This window comes from Micromonospora sp. RV43 (assembly GCF_001029515.1).
GTDB classification, from domain to species: domain Bacteria; phylum Actinomycetota; class Actinomycetes; order Mycobacteriales; family Micromonosporaceae; genus Micromonospora; species Micromonospora aurantiaca.
This window is the reverse complement of record NZ_LEKG01000066.1, coordinates 20,360-35,354: the sequence shown is the minus strand read 5'-3', so window position 1 is coordinate 35,354 and position 14,995 is coordinate 20,360. Positions and strand designations below refer to the sequence as shown.

Here is a 14,995-nt window from a genome sequence, read left to right as displayed (position 1 = left end):
TCGCTGTACCTCGGCCACCCGTCCCGGCCGGACCCACCGGAGGGTACGCCTGCCGCTGCCCTCCTCGGTCACCGCGAGGTACGCCGACGGGCTCGTCCAGTCCACCGTGCCGGTGGCCCGCAGGTTCGCCGACGGGGCGAGCGGAGCGGACACCGTCACCGCCGCGCCGCGCAGTGCCCGGAGCCGGGCGGGCAGCGCGGCCAGCCGGGCGACTTCGTCGTCGGTGAGCGCCCGGGGCTGCCCGGGCCGGCCGCCGAGGGCGTCCACCGGATGCAGTGTGGGCCGGTCGGCGCGGGTCAGGTCGACGGTGACGGGTGTGCCGTCGGCCAGCCGGCCGGTGAGCCGGTGCAGCCGGGCGTCCGCGTCCACCCACAGCGTCGGCCGCGGGTTACCAGGCGGTGCGAGGGATGCCTGGAGCACGTCCACCGGGATGCCGCCGACCCGGTCGGCGCGTAGCCACCGGCCGTCCGCGGCGGGCCTGTCGACCCGGTCGGCGCCGAGCCCGATCAGCAGGTCGCGTACCGCGCCGAGGCTGTGCCCGCCGGCCGGGGACCGCATCCGCCACCGGTCCGCCGGCGGCACCAGCGGGGGCCGGGCCGGGGTGGGCAGCGCGCCGGGGTCGGGCCGCACCAGCAGCGCGGACGCGGTGGCCTGGACCAGGCCCCTGTCGTCGCCCGCGCCCGGGCCGCCGACGTCCAGATAGACCAGGGGGCGGGCCCAGTCGACCCAGCCGACCAGTTCGGTACGGGCGCCGCCGGCGCCGACCGTGACCCGGACGCCGGCGCGTACGTCGCGCAGGTTGGTGACCCGCAGCGCGGCCACCCGGTCGGCCTCGGCGGCGGTGAGCGGGCGTGCCGTCCCGGCGTCGTCGCCGCGGCCGGGTACCCAGGTCAGCAGCCCGGCGACGAGCGTCGCGGCGGAGAGCGCGGCGGCCGCTACGAGCGCGGCGAGCGCGATCCGGCGCCGGTCCGGCCCGTCCGGCGGGTCGTCGGCGCCGTCCAGTTCCGGGTCGCCGCCCGGCCGGGTGGTGAGTGTGGGACGGCGGCCGGCGAGCGGGTCGGCGCGGCGGCGCCGGCCGGCCACGGTGGCGGGCCGGGTCGGTGCGCCGGTGCGGCCGCGGCGGTGGCCGCGACCCGGTTCCCGGGGTACGGCCTGGTCGCCGTCCCCACGTGCGGAGAGCCGGTGCGGGCGGCTCACGCCGCGCTGGCGACCCGGCTCGTCGGCGGGCGGGGGCGTGCCGGTGTCGGGCTCGCGTCGCGGCCGGCGGTCGGGAGAGGTCCCCACGAGTGGAGAACGCGAGAGCGGGGTTTCGGTGACGAGCAGGGGCGCTCGCGGCGGCCGGTCAGCGCTGCGCGCGACCACCGTCGGCGCGCACGCCGGTCGTCCCGGGTGCTGCGGCCCTGGCGCCGGGGGCGACCGGCCCGCGAGGGGCGATCACCGGCCCGGTCGGCCGCCGCGAGCGGCCTACGGTACGAGGGTAGACCGGTGAGATGAGCCACACAATGGGAATATCGAAGCCGATCAGGGACGGTCGGTGGTCGTGGCCGGAAGTGTCGGACCGCGGGCGTACGGTTGGTGTCATGGCGCTCGACATTCCCCGGCTCGACGGCCGCTTCCAGGTCGTCAGTGAGTTCCAGCCGGCCGGTGACCAGCCGGCTGCCATCGACGAGCTTGAGCGTCGCGTGCGGCGCGGCGACCGCAACACGGTGCTGCTCGGCGCGACCGGCACGGGCAAGAGCGCCACCACGGCGTGGCTGGTCGAGCGGCTCCAGCGGCCGACCCTGGTGCTCGCCCCCAACAAGACCCTCGCCGCCCAGCTCGCGAAGGAGTTCGGCGAGCTGATGCCGCACAACGCGGTCGAATACTTCGTCTCCTACTACGACTACTACCAGCCCGAGGCCTACATCCCGCAGACCGACACCTACATCGAGAAGGACTCCTCGATCAACGAGGAGGTGGAGCGGCTGCGGCACTCGGCCACGATGTCGCTGCTCACCCGGCGGGACGTCATCGTGGTCGCCACCGTCTCGGCGATCTACGGCCTGGGCACGCCGGAGGAATACCTCGACCGGGCCGTGCGGGTCAAGGTCGGGCAGGAGCTGGACCGTGACCAGCTGCTGCGCCGGCTGGTCGACATTCAATACGCGCGCAACGACATGGCCTTCCAGCGCGGCACCTTCCGGGTCCGCGGCGACACGCTGGAGATCATCCCGGCGTACGAGGAGCTGGCGGTCCGGATCGAGCTGTTCGGTGACGAGATCGAGAAGCTCTACTACCTCAACCCGCTGACCGGTGACGTGGTCCGCGAGGTCGACAGCCTGATGATCTTCCCGGCCACGCACTACGCCGCCGGTCCCGAGCGGATGGAACGGGCGATCCGCGACATCGAGGCCGAGCTGGGCGAGCGGCTGGCCGAGCTGGAACGGCAGGGCAAGCTGCTGGAGGCCCAGCGGCTGCGCATGCGCACCACCTACGACATCGAGATGATGCGCCAGGTGGGCTTCTGCTCCGGCATCGAGAACTACTCCATGCACATCGACGGCCGGCTGCCGGGCAGCCCGCCGCACTGCCTGCTCGACTACTTCCCCGACGACTTCCTCACGGTGGTCGACGAGTCGCACGTGACCATCCCGCAGATCGGCGGCATGTACGAGGGCGACGCCTCCCGCAAGCGGATGCTCATCGACCACGGCTTCCGGCTCCCCAGCGCCGCCGACAACCGGCCGCTGCGCTTCGACGAGTTCCTGGAGCGGGTGGGCCAGATGGTCTTCCTCTCCGCCACCCCCGGCCCGTGGGAGCTGGAGCAGGCACAGGGCGAGTTCGTCGAGCAGGTGATCCGGCCCACCGGCCTGATCGACCCCGAGGTGGTGGTCAAGCCGACCAAGGGGCAGATCGACGACCTCATGCACGAGATCAAGCTGCGTACCGAGCGGGACGAGCGGGTGCTCGTCACCACGCTCACCAAGAAGATGGCCGAGGACCTCTCCGACTACCTGCTGGAGAACGGCATCCGGGTGCGCTACCTGCACTCCGAGGTCGACACCCTGCGCCGTGTCGAGCTGCTGCGCGAGCTGCGCAAGGGCGACTACGACGTGCTGGTCGGCATCAACCTGCTCCGGGAGGGTCTCGACCTGCCCGAGGTCTCGCTCGTGGCGATCCTCGACGCCGACAAGGAGGGCTTCCTGCGCAGCGGCCGGTCGCTGATCCAGACCATCGGTCGCGCGGCCCGCAACGTCTCCGGCCAGGTCCACATGTACGCCGACAAGATCACGCCGTCGATGGCGGACGCGATCGACGAGACCAACCGGCGCCGGGCCAAGCAGATCGCGCACAACGAGGCGAACGGCATCAAGCCGGAGCCGCTGCGCAAGAAGATCCACGACATCCTCGACGACATCTATCGCGAGGCGGAGGACACCGAGAACAGCAACGTCGGCGGGGCGGTGCGGCAGTTGTCGCGGGGCAAGGCGCCGGTCAAGGAGACCCGCAGCCGCCGGGGTGCGGCGGCCACCCCGTCGCGGGAGGGGATGGCCCGGGCCGACCTGGCCAACCTCATCCAGGAGCTCAACGACCAGATGCTCGCCGCCGCGCGCGAGCTGCAGTTCGAGCTGGCCGCGCGGATCCGCGACGAGGTGGCCGACCTCAAGAAGGAGCTGCGCGGGATGGACGCCGCAGGGGTCCGGTGACCGGCGTGACGGCCGAGGCGGCGCGATGCTGACCGAGGCCGTCATCGGGCGGCCCGACCCGCGGCTGCGCCAGTGGGTGGACCGCTACCTCGGCTACCGCGAGGACGCGCCCGTCCCGCTCGTACGCCGGGAGGTGGCGGGCGCGTTCGTGGTGCTGATCCTCGGCTGGGGCGACCCCCTCGACGTGACCGACCCGCGTGCCCCCGGTGAGGGCGCGTACGCCGCCAACGCCTTCCTGGCCGGCCCGTTCGACGGCTGGTGCGCCACCCGGACGGCCGGAACCGGCACCGGGGTGCAGGTGCTGCTCACCGCCCCGGCGGCACGCCGCCTGCTCGGGCTGCCCCTGGCCGAGCTGACCAACCGGGCGGTGCCTCTCGACGCGGTGGCGGGCTGGCTGGCCCGGCTGCGCGACGAGCTGGCCGGCGAGCCGGGCTGGCCGGAGCGCTTCGCCCGGCTCGACGCCGCCCTGGCCGCACGGCTGGCGGCGACCGCGCCGCTGGACCCGCACCTGGTGGCGGCCTGGCGGCGTCTGGACGGCAGCGGGGGAGCGGTCGGCGTGACCACGCTCGCCGGGGAACTGAGCTGGTCCCGCCGCCACCTGTCGGTCCGGTTCCGGCGGGAGTTCGGCCTGCCGCCGAAGACCGTCGCCCGCCTGCTGCGCTTCGAGCGGGCGTACGCGAGCCTGGGCCGGACGCTGCTCACCGCGGAGGCCGCCGTGCCGGACGACTCCGGGTGGGCGGAGCGGGCCGCCCGGTGGGGCTACTACGACCAGTCGCACCTGATCCGGGAGTTCCGCGAGTTCGCCGGCGCCACTCCGGCCGCGCTGACCGCACCCGGATCGCATTCGTCCAATCCGGCCTGACCGCCCCGGCGGCAGACTGACGTTCATGCGAAGCATCTATCCGGTCCTGCGGTATCCCGACGTGCGAGCCGCCGCCGACTTCCTCTGTTCCGCGTTCGGCTTCACGGTGCGCGAGGCCCACGAACTCCCCGACGGCACGATCGGCCACGCCGAGCTGGCGTACGGCGACGACCTGGTGATGCTCGGCCCAGGCCCGGCGCCGCGGTCCCGGCCCGCCGACGACGACTACCGCGTCTACGTGGCGCTCGACGACGTGGACGCGCATCACGAGCGGGCCCGGGCGGCCGGGGCGGAGATCGTCCGGGCGCCGTTCGACACCGACTACGGCTCCCGTGACTACGCCGCCCGCGACCTGGCCGGGCTGGTGTGGTCGTTCGGCACCTACCGCCCCTGAGCGCTCAGCCCGCACGGTTGCGCTGTGTGGGCGAGGTATTGCCGAGCGTGACGGTGATGCGTACGCTCCCTCCCGGGAGGCGTGCATGCCGTTGTCAGCAAGTCCTGTGGTCCGGAGGGCGAGGCTCGGCGTGGAGCTGCGCCGGCTGCGTCGTCGCGAGTCGCTCACGCTCGAACAGGTCTGCGCCCGGCTGGGCTGGGCGTCCACGTCGAAGCTGTCCCGCATCGAGCTGGGACAGAGCCGGCCCGACCTGGCCGACGTGCTCGACCTGCTCGACGTCTACGAGGTGCCGTCACCGCAGCGCGACGAGCTGATCGTCATCGCCCGCGACGCCGCCACCGGCCGGGGCTGGTCGAAGGCGCTCGGCGAGATGGGGGAGCGCCAGCGGGCGTACGCCGAGCTGGAGGCGGGCGCGGAGCGCATCGTGGAGTACCAGTGCGTGCTGGTGCCCGGCCTGCTCCAGACCCCGGCGTACGCCCGCCTGCGCGTGTCGGCCGGTGCGGCACTCGGCGGGGAGGTGGACGTGGAGGCCGACGTGCGCGCCCGGGTGGCACGCCAGGAACTGCTGATCCGGCCGGACCCGCCGCACTACACCGCACTGTTGGACGAGCGTGTCTGCGACCCGGACGGCCTGCCCGCGGACGTGTGGCGCGACCAGATGCGGCATCTGCTCGCGCTCGCCGAACGGCCACGTGTCACCGTCCGGGTGCTGCGTTCCGCGGCGTCGAGCGGCGGCGGGCCGCACCCGCTGGCGCCGTTCTCGTACTACGCCTACCCGGATCCGGAGGACCCACGCACGGTGCTGGTGGAGACGCTCACCACCGACCTACGGCTGGTCGCCGAGGCGGATGTGGCCCACTACGAGCGGGTCATCGAGCGGCTGCTGGCAGCGGCGCTGCCGGCGGACGCCTCCGCCGAGCTGGTGGCCCGGCGGCTCGGCGCGGCGCCGGTGCCCCGGCCGCGCGATCCGCACGAGCTGGAGTGAGCCGCACGGCCCGCCGCCGGTGAGGCGCGACCACCGGGCCCGGCGCCCCCGATGCCCGTCGGGACCGGTGGCCGCGCAGCGCGCAGGCTACGGCAGGGGTACGACAGTTCAGGCCGGAACGTCGATGAAGTGCTCGACCAGCGGCGGGCCGGCGAAGTGCGGGCCGATCAGCCCGCGCCACTGCGCGAACCGCTCGGTCTGGCGGAAGTTCACGTCGTGCGCCTCGACCGAGTCCCACTCGACGAGCAGCACGAACCGGGTGGGCGACTCCACGCCCCGGGTCATCCGCACGGAGCGGCAGCCTTCGGCGCCGGCGAGGATCGGCCGCGCCTGCGCGTAGGCGGCGGCGAACTCGTCCTCGTGTCCGGGCGTGACATCGATCAGCGCGACCTCAAGAACCATGCAGGCAGCCTGCCATGCCGGCCCGCCGCCGGTACGTCCCGGGTGACGTCCCGGCGCGCCGCCCACGAGGGATGGCTAGCCTCCTAGGACGCGCTGCGCGACGTGAGCCGCAGCACGTCGAGAGATCGACGGGTGGCCCGGAGATGCGCCACCTGGGTGCGATGGTGAACAATGGCGGCCGAGGAGGGGAGTATTCCCCCGCGACGGAGTCGTCAGCACGGAAGAGCGCCGGCACCCCCGGTGGCCCGACCCGGCTCCGCCGGTCGGAACCCGGCACCCGGGTTCCGGCGGAAGAGACCTCCGACAGTCACCCCTGTCAGCGTCGACGCACCCCGGCACCAACACCCGGCGTACGGTGTGCCCGACGCAGCGTGTCTGCCGGAGGATGGATTTGAACGTGTCCGCATTGGTGTGGGCGGTAACGCTGATCGCGATGATCGCGGTCCTGCTCGCCGACCTGTTCATCATCGGCCGGCGGCCGCACGAGCCGAGCGTCCGCGAGTCCAGCCTGTGGGTGGGCTTCTACGTCGGCCTGGCGCTGCTCTTCGGCGTGGTGCTCTGGCTGACCGCGGGTGGCCGCGTCGCAGGCGAGTTCTACACGGGCTGGCTCACCGAGTACAGCCTCTCGGTGGACAACCTCTTCGTCTTCGTGATCATCATGGCCCGGTTCGGGGTGCCCCGGCAGTACCAGCAGAAGGTGTTGCTCGTCGGCATCATCCTGGCGCTGATCATGCGTGGTGGTTTCATCGCGGCCGGCGCGGCGCTGATCTCCCAGTTCTCCTGGGTGTTCTACATCTTCGGCGCGTTCCTCATCTACACCGCGGTGAACCTGGCCCGGCAGGGCGAGCCGGACGAGGACGAGTTCAGCGAGAACCTGCTGATCCGGTGGAGCCGCAAGGCGCTCCCGCTGTCCCGGGACTACGACGGGGCGCGGATGACCACCCACGAGCACGGGCGGCGCCTGTTCACCCCGATGCTGATCGTGATGATCGCGATCGGCACCACCGACCTGATCTTCGCGCTGGACTCGATCCCGGCGATCTTCGGCATCACCCAGGAGCCGTACCTGGTCTTCACCGCCAACGTGTTCGCGCTGATGGGACTGCGGCAGCTCTACTTCCTGCTCGGCGGCCTGCTGGACCGGCTCATCTACCTCAGCTACGGCCTGGCGGTGGTGCTCGGCTTCATCGGCGTGAAGCTGGTGCTGGAGGCGCTGGCCGAGAACAACCTGCCGTTCATCAACGGCGGCGAGCACGTGGCGTGGGCCCCGCACATCCCGATCTGGCTCTCGCTCACTGTCATCCTCGGCACCCTGGCCGTGGCCACCGCTGCCAGCCTGGCGAAGTCGTCCCGGGACCGGCGCCGGGAACTGGCCCAGGCCCGCCGCTGACCCACCCGTACCGTAGGGGCGCTCCCATCCCCGGGGGCGCCCCGCGGCGTGTCAGGGGTCAGACGCGGTAGGCGCCGACGAGGGTGGCGGTCCGGTCGGCCGGCAGCTCCTCCTCGACCACCCGGCGGGTCAGGTAGCAGGCGTGCAGCATCCGGCGCCGGCCGCCGCGCGGCTCGGCCGACACGATCCCGACGTGGTGGATGCGCCGGCCGGGCCGGGCGAAGAAGTAGAGGTCGCCGGGGCGTTCGGCGTCCAGCGGCACCTGCGAGGTCGCCGCCGCCTGGTCGTCGGCGTCGCGCGGCAGCGTGATCCCGTACCGCCGCCAGGCCAGGTGCACCAGCCCGGAGCAGTCGATGCCGTCGGTGGACATGCCGCCCCAGACGTAGACCAGGTCGCGTAGCCGTTCGGCGACCGCGAGCACCTTCTCGGCCTCGGGACGCTCGGCGGGCAGCGGCACCAGGTCGTCCTCCGCGGCCCAGAGCGGGTCGGCCCGCCCGGGTACGCGGACCGGGCGTCTGCCGTCCACCGGCGGGCCGGCCGGGGTGAGCCGGGTGCCGAGGACCACGCCGGTGAGCGCCGCGTCGCCGTCCGGCTCGGCGCGCAACGCGGTGTGGGCGACGTCGACAGTCAGCGGGGCGTCGGCGGCCGAGCCGGAACCGGCCGGACCAGAACCGGCCGGACCAGAACCGGCCGGACCGGAACCGGCCGGACCAGGACCGGCCGGGCCGGTACCGACCGGTGCCGGTGCGGCCGAAGCGGGTCCGGACAGAGCGGGGCCGGCCGGGTCGAGGTCGGTCGGATCAGGGGAGGACGGGTCGGCGTCGGCCGGATCGGCCAGGTGGGCGGCCCGCAGCCACCCCGGGTAGCCGTCGGCGCCGAGCTTCGCCGCGGGCTGGCCCAGCGCCACCACCCGCACCCAGCCGTCCGGCCGGGTCTCGGTGACGCGCACCGGCTCGCCGAGCAGCAGCTGGGTCAGGACGCAGTCGCCGACGAGCTGGTCGCGGTCCATGCCCGCGATCCAGGCGGCCACGTCGGGGGAGCCGGCGAGTGCGGGGCAGTCGATCGGACGTACCGCCTCGGGCGCGGTCCAGAGGGTCGCCACCGGTACCCGTACGACGGCCCGGCGGCCGGGCTGAGGCGCCACGCGTACCCCTCTCTGCGGTGGTCGTCGGGGCGACCATATGAAAAATTCTGACGTTGCTCAAGCATGTGTCTGAATTTTAGCTTCACGCAGTCCGGTGACTCCCAGGCCCGGCGCGTCCGGCAGCAGCACGCTCGCGCCCTCGTACCGGATGCCGCCGCTGACCGGCGACCAGGCCAGCCACCAGGCGGCGTCGAGGTCCGACACGGCAGTGGTGCCGTAGGCGGCGACCAGGCTGGCCGCGGCGCCGACCCCCACCGGGCCCTCCATCATCGAGCCGACGATGGTGCCCATGCCGTGCGCGGCGGCCAGGTCGAGCAGCGTGCGGGCCGGTTGCAGGCCGCCGCACTTGGCCAGCTTCACGTTGACCATGTCGGCGGCCCGCCGCCGGATCACCTCGACCAGGTCGCGCACGCCGAAGACCGACTCGTCGGCCAGGATCGGCAGGTCCACCCGGTCGCTGACCCAGGCCAGCCCGTCCAGGTCGCGGCGGTGGACCGGCTGCTCGACCAGCTCCACGTCGAGCCCCGCGTCCTCGATCGCGCGGATCACCCGCACCGCCTCCCGGGGCGTCCAGCCCTGGTTGGCGTCCAGCCGGATCCGTACGTCCGGGCCGACCGCGGCGCGCACCGCGCGGACCCGGTCCAGGTCGCCGCGGGCGTCCGTGCCGACCTTGAGCTTGAGCACCGTGAACCCCTCGGCGCCGCGCCGCGCCGCCGTCGCGGCCAGGTCGACCGCGTCACCGGCGGCCAGCGTGACGTCGGTCGGCACGCGCAGCGCCGTGCCACCGAGGAGACGCACCAGGGGTACGCCGAGCCGCCGCGCGGCCAGGTCGTGCAGCGCCACGTCGAGCGCCGCCTTCGCCGACTCGTTGCCCACCACGGCGCGGTGCACCAGGGCACAGGCGGCCTGGAGGTCGTCGGCGTCGCGGCCGATCAGCAGCGGCGCGAGCAGTTCGCGTACGCACGCCTCGGCGCCCGCCACCGACGCGCCGGTGACCTGCCAGACCTGCGGCGCCTCCCCGAAGCCGGACCGGCCGTCGCCGTCGACCACCTCCACGACCAGGGTGTCCACGGTGGTGGTGCGGCGCAGCGCGGTGACGAACGGGGTGTGTAAGGGGGCCGACAGACGGTGGGTGCGTACCGCGGCGATCGTCATGTGGGGCACCCTATAGCCAACTGGCGGCGAGCAGGGGAGGGCCGATGGCCGGGCGGGAATGGGAGCTGGTGGGCGCGCCGAACGCGCGTGACCTGGGTGGACTGCCGACGACCGACGGGCGGCGGGTACGGGCGGGGCGGCTCATCCGCACGCCCGCGCTGGGCCGGCTCACCGACGAGGACCTGCCGGTGCTGGGCAAGCTGGGACCGGCGTGCGTGGTGGACCTGCGTGACGTCCACGAGCAGGCGGTGGCCCCGCCGGACCGGCTGGTCGGGGAGCCCCGCACCGTGCACCTGCCGGTCTACGACGCGGCGCACCCGGTGTTCACGTACGTCTCGGCGGTGTTGCAGGGCCACGACCTGGACGCGTACGCGGCGCTGGCCCGCGAGGGCATGCCGGGGGCGATGACGGCGATCTACCGCTGGTTCGTCACCGGGGAGTCGGCGCGGGCCGGGTTCGGTGCGGCGGTGCGGCTGGCCGCCGAAGGCGCGAACCTGCCGCTGCTGTTCCACTGCTCGGCCGGCAAGGACCGGACCGGCTGGCTGTCGGTGGTGCTGCTGACCGCGCTGGGGGTGGAGGATGAGGCGATCCGCGCCGACTACCTGGTGCACAACGAGCTGACCGAGAGCCTGCGCGAGGTGCTGCTGTCGGCGATGATCCAGCGCCGGCCGGACCTGGACCCGGCGGTGGCCCGGCCGCTGCTGGAGGTGCGCCCGGAATACCTGGACGCCGCCTACGACGAGGTGCGCCGCGCGCACGGCTCGTTCGACGCGTACCTGCGGGACGGTCTGGGGGTGACCGACGCGGACCGCGCCGCGCTGCGCGAGCGGCTGCTGGAGTAGCCGGGTCAGCCGGCCAGGTCGTGCCGGGCGGCCCAGACCCGCTCGGAGACGTGCGCGATCAGCCGGCAGGCGTCGTCCTCGACCTCATCACCGTCCGCGCCGCCGTCGGCCAGGTCGGTGGTGGTGCAGACGACGATCGTGTACGGCGGCGCGTCGTCCGGGAACACCACTCCCGCGCCGTGGCGTACGCCGCGTACCCAGCCGTTCTTGTGCGCGATCCGGGTGCCGTCGGGCAGCCCGGCGGCCAGGTCCTCACGGTGTTCCTGCGCGACGAGCACGTCGAGCATGGCGGCGCAGCCGGCCGGCGAGGCGAGCGGGCCGGGCCGGGTCGCGCCGAGCGCCAGCTCACCGAGCACGGCGGCCAGGTCGGCGGCGGTGACCAGGTTGTCGATGCCGGAGTCGCGGGCGGCGAAGTCCTCGATGCCGCGGCCGGTGACGCTGTGCCGCGCCCCGGCGAGCGCCCACGCCTGCGCCACCGCGGGCAGCCCCACCTGGCCGATGCAGATGTTCGTGGCGAGGTTGCTGGACCGGATGATCATCCGTTCGGCGAGCCAGCGCAGTGGCGCCTCGCCGCCGACGCGGTCCCAGACCGCCTCGTCGTTGTCGTAGTCGCGGTCGTTGGCGAACCGGGGCACGCCCGGCAGCGCGGAGTCGAACGAGTTGCGCACCGGCACCGGCGCGTCCAGGTCGAGCCGGCCGGCCTCGGCGGCGCGGAACAGCGCCACCAGCACGGCGAGCTTCATCGTGCTCGCCGCGTAGTGGGTGGCGTCGGCCCGCCGCGTCCACGTGGGCCGCGCGCCGGGGCGGCCCACGTACGCGGAGACGGTGCCGGGCACCCGGTCCAGGTGCGCGTCGAGGTCCTCCCAGATCATGTGCGCACCGTAGCCGATCTTCGGGGCGTACGCGGGGCAGCGGCGACCACGGGGGCGGGGCTAGCGTGCGGAGATGACGACCCCGCTGTACGACGACATCGCCGACTGGTACGAGGAGTACGCCAGCGAGACCTCGTCGGTCTACATGGACCGGGTCCGGTCGGTGCTGGCCGACCTGCTCGGTGACGGCCCGGGCCGGTGCGTGGACCTGTGCTGCGGCACCGGGGCGCACGCGGCCGAGCTGCGGCGTCTCGGGTGGACACCGGTGGGAGTGGACCTGTCCGGCGGGCAGCTACGCCACGCCCGCGCCCGGCTGCCGGTGGCCCGCGCCGACGCGACCGCGTTGCCGCTCGCCACCGGCGCCGTACCGGCGGTGGTCTGCGTGCTCGCGCACACCGACATGCCGGACTATCCGGCGGCGGTCGCCGAGGCGGCGCGGGTGCTGGCGCCCGGCGGCCGGCTGCTGCACGTCGGGGTGCACCCGTGCTTCGTGGGCGCGTTCGCCGACCGGTCCGAGCCGGAGCGGATCGTGATCGACGGCGGGTACGCCTCGCGTGAGCACACGGTCCGCTCGTGGAACTCGGTCGGGGTCCGGGCCCGGGTCGGCGCCTGGCACCTGCCCCTGGCCGGACTGCTGGACGCCGTGGCGGCCGCCGGACTGCGGCTGACCCGGGTGGTGGAGTCCGGTTCCGGCCCCGTCCCCGACGTCCTGGCCCTGGAGGCCACCAAACCGCACTGACACCAGCGTTGCCGTGACTTCACCTCGCGTCCGAGGCGCGGTAACGGCCCCGTGGTGCGTCTCGCGTCCGGTTGCGCGGTGTGGGCTCGTGGCGCGTCTCGCCGTCTCGCATCTGTCGCCAGCCTCGCGCCCGTAGCGTCGTCTCGCGCCCGTAGCGTCGTCTCGCGCCCGTCGCCGCGCTCGTCCGTCGGCGGGCAGGTTCCGCTGCCGCCCCGCCCCCGCTCCAGCCCGGCGATCCACTCTCGCCCTTCACCTCACCCCCGCCCTGCCCGCACCGACCGCCCTCGTCGCCTGATCCCGAGCACCGGGATCCCGCGTCCACACAACGAGACGCGCGGAGATCTTGGAAGGAAAGCGCCCCCAGGAGGGCCATTTCGTACCAAGATCTCCCGCCCGCCCGTCGATCATGAAGTTGGCGGCGGACTTGATCTCCGGAACTGCCGCCAACCTCATGATCGACCGGCGACCGGCGACCGGCGACCGGCGACCGGCGACCGGCGACCGGCGACGGGCGGCCGGCGACGGGCGGCCGGCGGCCGGCGGCCGGCGACCGGTGGGAAGGGGGGGAGCCCGGTCCGCCGAAGGGGCGGGCCGGGCTCCGGTTGTGGGCTCGTGAGCGGGCGGCGGGTCAGCCGGCGTGCTTGCGGCGGGCGGCCATCCGGCCGCGCTGGGTCTGGTCCAGCACCACCTTGCGGATGCGCACCGCGGCCGGGGTGACCTCGACGCACTCGTCCTCGCGGCAGAACTCCAGCGCCTGCTCCAGGGACAGCTTGCGCGGCGGGATCAGCTTCTCGGTCTCGTCGGCCGTCGACGAGCGCATGTTGGTGAGCTTCTTCTCCTTGGTGATGTTGACGTCCATGTCGTCGGAGCGGGAGTTCTCGCCGACGATCATGCCCTCGTACACCTCGGTGCCCGGCTCGACGAAGAGCTGGCCGCGCTCCTGGAGGTTGGTCATCGCGAACGCGGTGACCGCCCCGGCCCGGTCGGCGACCAGCGACCCGTTGTTGCGGGTGCGCAGCTCGCCGAACCACGGCTCGTACGACTCGAAGACGTGGTGCAGGATGCCGGTGCCGCGGGTCTCGGTGAGGAACTCGGTCCGGAAGCCGATCAGGCCGCGCGCCGGGACCAGCCACTCCATCCGGATCCAGCCGGTGCCGTGGTTGACCAGCTGCTCCATCCGGCCCTTGCGGGTGGCCAGGAGCTGGGTGATCGCACCCAGGTACTCCTCCGGGGAGTCGATGGTCAGCCGCTCGACCGGCTCGCAGGTCTTGCCGTCGATCTCCTTGGTGACGACCTGCGGCTTGCCGACGGTCAGCTCGAAGGACTCGCGGCGCATCTGCTCGACCAGGATCGCCAGGGCCAGCTCGCCGCGGCCCTGCACCTCCCAGGCGTCCGGCCGCTCGGTGGGCAGCACCCGCAGCGACACGTTGCCGATCAGCTCCTTGTCGAGCCGGTCCTTGACCATCCGGGCGGTGACCTTGGCGCCCTTGACCCGGCCGACGAGCGGCGAGGTGTTGGTGCCGATGGTCATCGAGATGGCCGGCTCGTCCACGGTGATCAGCGGCAGCGGCACCGGGTTCTCGGCGTCGGCGAGCGTCTCCCCGATCATGATCTCCGGGATGCCGGCGACGGCGATGATGTCGCCCGGCCCGGCGGACTCGGCCGGCTTGCGCTCCAGGCCCTCGGTCATCAGCAGCTCGGAGATGCGTACCCGCTGGGTGCTGCCGTCGGTGCGGCACCAGGCCACGGTCTGGCCCTTGCTGATCGTGCCCTGGCGGACCCGGCACAGCGCGAGCCGGCCCAGGAACGGCGAGGCGTCGAGGTTGGTGACGTGCGCCTGCAGCGGCGCGCCCTCGTCGTACGCGGGCGCGGGAATGGTGTCCAGCAGGGTGCGGAACAGCGGCTCCAGGCTGCTGCTGTCGTCCGGGACCGCGCCGTCGGCGGGCTGGGTCAGCGAGGCGATGCCGTCGCGGGCGCAGGCGTAGACGATCGGGAAGTCGATCTGCTCCTCGTCGGCGTCCAGGTCGAGGAACAGCTCGTAGGTGTCGTCCACGACCTCCTTGATCCGGGCGTCCGGACGGTCCACCTTGTTGATCACCAGGATGATCGGCAGCCGGGCGCGCAGCGCCTTGCGGAGCACGAACCGGGTCTGCGGGAGCGGACCCTCGCTGGCGTCGACGAGCAGCACGACACCGTCGACCATGGTCAGGCCGCGCTCGACCTCGCCGCCGAAGTCGGCGTGACCGGGGGTGTCGATGATGTTGATGGTGACGGCCTCCGAGCCGTCCGCCGGCAGGTACCGCACGCCGGTGTTCTTGGCGAGGATGGTGATGCCCTTCTCGCGCTCGAGGTCCATCGAGTCCATGACCCGCTCGGTGGTCTCACCACGGGCGCCGTAGGCGCCGGCCTGCCGCAACATGGCGTCGACCAGGGTCGTCTTGCCGTGGTCGACGTGGGCGATGATGGCGACGTTGCGGAGGTCGGTGCGTAGCTGCATACCCTCCATACTCCTGTCTGCGGTTGC

13 protein-coding genes are annotated in these 14,995 nt (G+C 73.5%); 7 read left to right on the top strand and 6 right to left on the bottom strand.

What is annotated here, in order from left to right:
* A partial coding sequence (locus ABD52_RS17605) for a hypothetical protein (protein ID WP_235437488.1) occupies positions 1-1,284 on the bottom strand: 1,284 nt, incomplete at its 3' end.
* A 296-nt stretch (positions 1,285-1,580) separates the two neighbouring features.
* On the opposite strand from ABD52_RS17605, the gene uvrB reads away from it, so the two are divergent.
* The 4 genes from uvrB to ABD52_RS17585 all read left to right on the top strand — a co-directional run bounded on the left by uvrB (position 1,581) and on the right by ABD52_RS17585 (position 5,927).
* Entirely contained in the window at positions 1,581-3,686 is a 2,106-nt protein-coding gene (gene uvrB, locus ABD52_RS17600; protein ID WP_013287500.1) for an excinuclease ABC subunit UvrB, read from the top strand.
* Positions 3,687-3,711: 25 nt separating this feature from the next.
* Positions 3,712-4,548: a helix-turn-helix domain-containing protein gene (locus ABD52_RS17595; RefSeq protein ID WP_047892527.1), complete on the top strand. Its 837-nt coding sequence runs from the start codon at positions 3,712-3,714 to the stop codon at positions 4,546-4,548.
* Between the two features lie 25 nt (positions 4,549-4,573).
* On the top strand, positions 4,574-4,942 hold the full coding sequence (locus ABD52_RS17590; protein WP_013287498.1) for a VOC family protein: 369 nt from the start codon (positions 4,574-4,576) through the stop codon (positions 4,940-4,942).
* Between the two features lie 85 nt (positions 4,943-5,027).
* Positions 5,028-5,927 (top strand): DUF5753 domain-containing protein, encoded by a 900-nt coding sequence (locus ABD52_RS17585; protein WP_013475858.1) that lies wholly within the window; start codon positions 5,028-5,030, stop codon positions 5,925-5,927.
* A 108-nt stretch (positions 5,928-6,035) separates the two neighbouring features.
* On the opposite strand, the gene ABD52_RS17580 is transcribed toward ABD52_RS17585, so the two are convergent.
* Positions 6,036-6,329: an antibiotic biosynthesis monooxygenase gene (locus ABD52_RS17580; RefSeq protein WP_013287496.1), complete on the bottom strand. Its 294-nt coding sequence runs from the start codon at positions 6,327-6,329 to the stop codon at positions 6,036-6,038.
* 391 nt (positions 6,330-6,720) lie between these two features.
* On the opposite strand from ABD52_RS17580, the gene ABD52_RS17575 reads away from it, so the two are divergent.
* A complete protein-coding gene (locus tag ABD52_RS17575; protein WP_013287495.1) occupies positions 6,721-7,719 on the top strand; it encodes a TerC family protein in 999 nt (332 codons plus the stop codon).
* 58 nt (positions 7,720-7,777) lie between these two features.
* Here ABD52_RS17575 and ABD52_RS17570 read toward each other — a convergent pair whose 3' ends face one another.
* Entirely contained in the window at positions 7,778-8,863 is a 1,086-nt protein-coding gene (locus tag ABD52_RS17570; protein WP_047892526.1) for a C40 family peptidase, read from the bottom strand.
* Positions 8,864-8,920: 57 nt separating this feature from the next.
* Positions 8,921-10,018 (bottom strand): mandelate racemase/muconate lactonizing enzyme family protein, encoded by a 1,098-nt coding sequence (locus ABD52_RS17565; protein WP_047892525.1) that lies wholly within the window; start codon positions 10,016-10,018, stop codon positions 8,921-8,923.
* A 44-nt stretch (positions 10,019-10,062) separates the two neighbouring features.
* Between ABD52_RS17565 and ABD52_RS17560 the strand changes: the two genes are divergently transcribed.
* Complete coding sequence (locus ABD52_RS17560; protein ID WP_013475861.1) at positions 10,063-10,860, top strand: tyrosine-protein phosphatase; 798 nt, start codon at positions 10,063-10,065, stop codon at positions 10,858-10,860.
* 5 nt (positions 10,861-10,865) lie between these two features.
* Here the strand turns inward: ABD52_RS17560 and ABD52_RS17555 are convergent, their stop codons facing one another.
* On the bottom strand, positions 10,866-11,732 hold the full coding sequence (locus tag ABD52_RS17555) for a serine hydrolase (protein WP_047892524.1): 867 nt from the start codon (positions 11,730-11,732) through the stop codon (positions 10,866-10,868).
* Positions 11,733-11,805: 73 nt separating this feature from the next.
* On the opposite strand from ABD52_RS17555, the gene ABD52_RS17550 reads away from it, so the two are divergent.
* Positions 11,806-12,471 (top strand): class I SAM-dependent methyltransferase, encoded by a 666-nt coding sequence (locus tag ABD52_RS17550; protein ID WP_047892523.1) that lies wholly within the window; start codon positions 11,806-11,808, stop codon positions 12,469-12,471.
* A 628-nt stretch (positions 12,472-13,099) separates the two neighbouring features.
* On the opposite strand, the gene typA is transcribed toward ABD52_RS17550, so the two are convergent.
* Positions 13,100-14,968, bottom strand: coding sequence for a translational GTPase TypA (gene typA / locus ABD52_RS17545; RefSeq protein WP_013287489.1), 1,869 nt, complete (start codon positions 14,966-14,968; stop codon positions 13,100-13,102).
* Positions 14,969-14,995 lie beyond the last annotated feature (27 nt).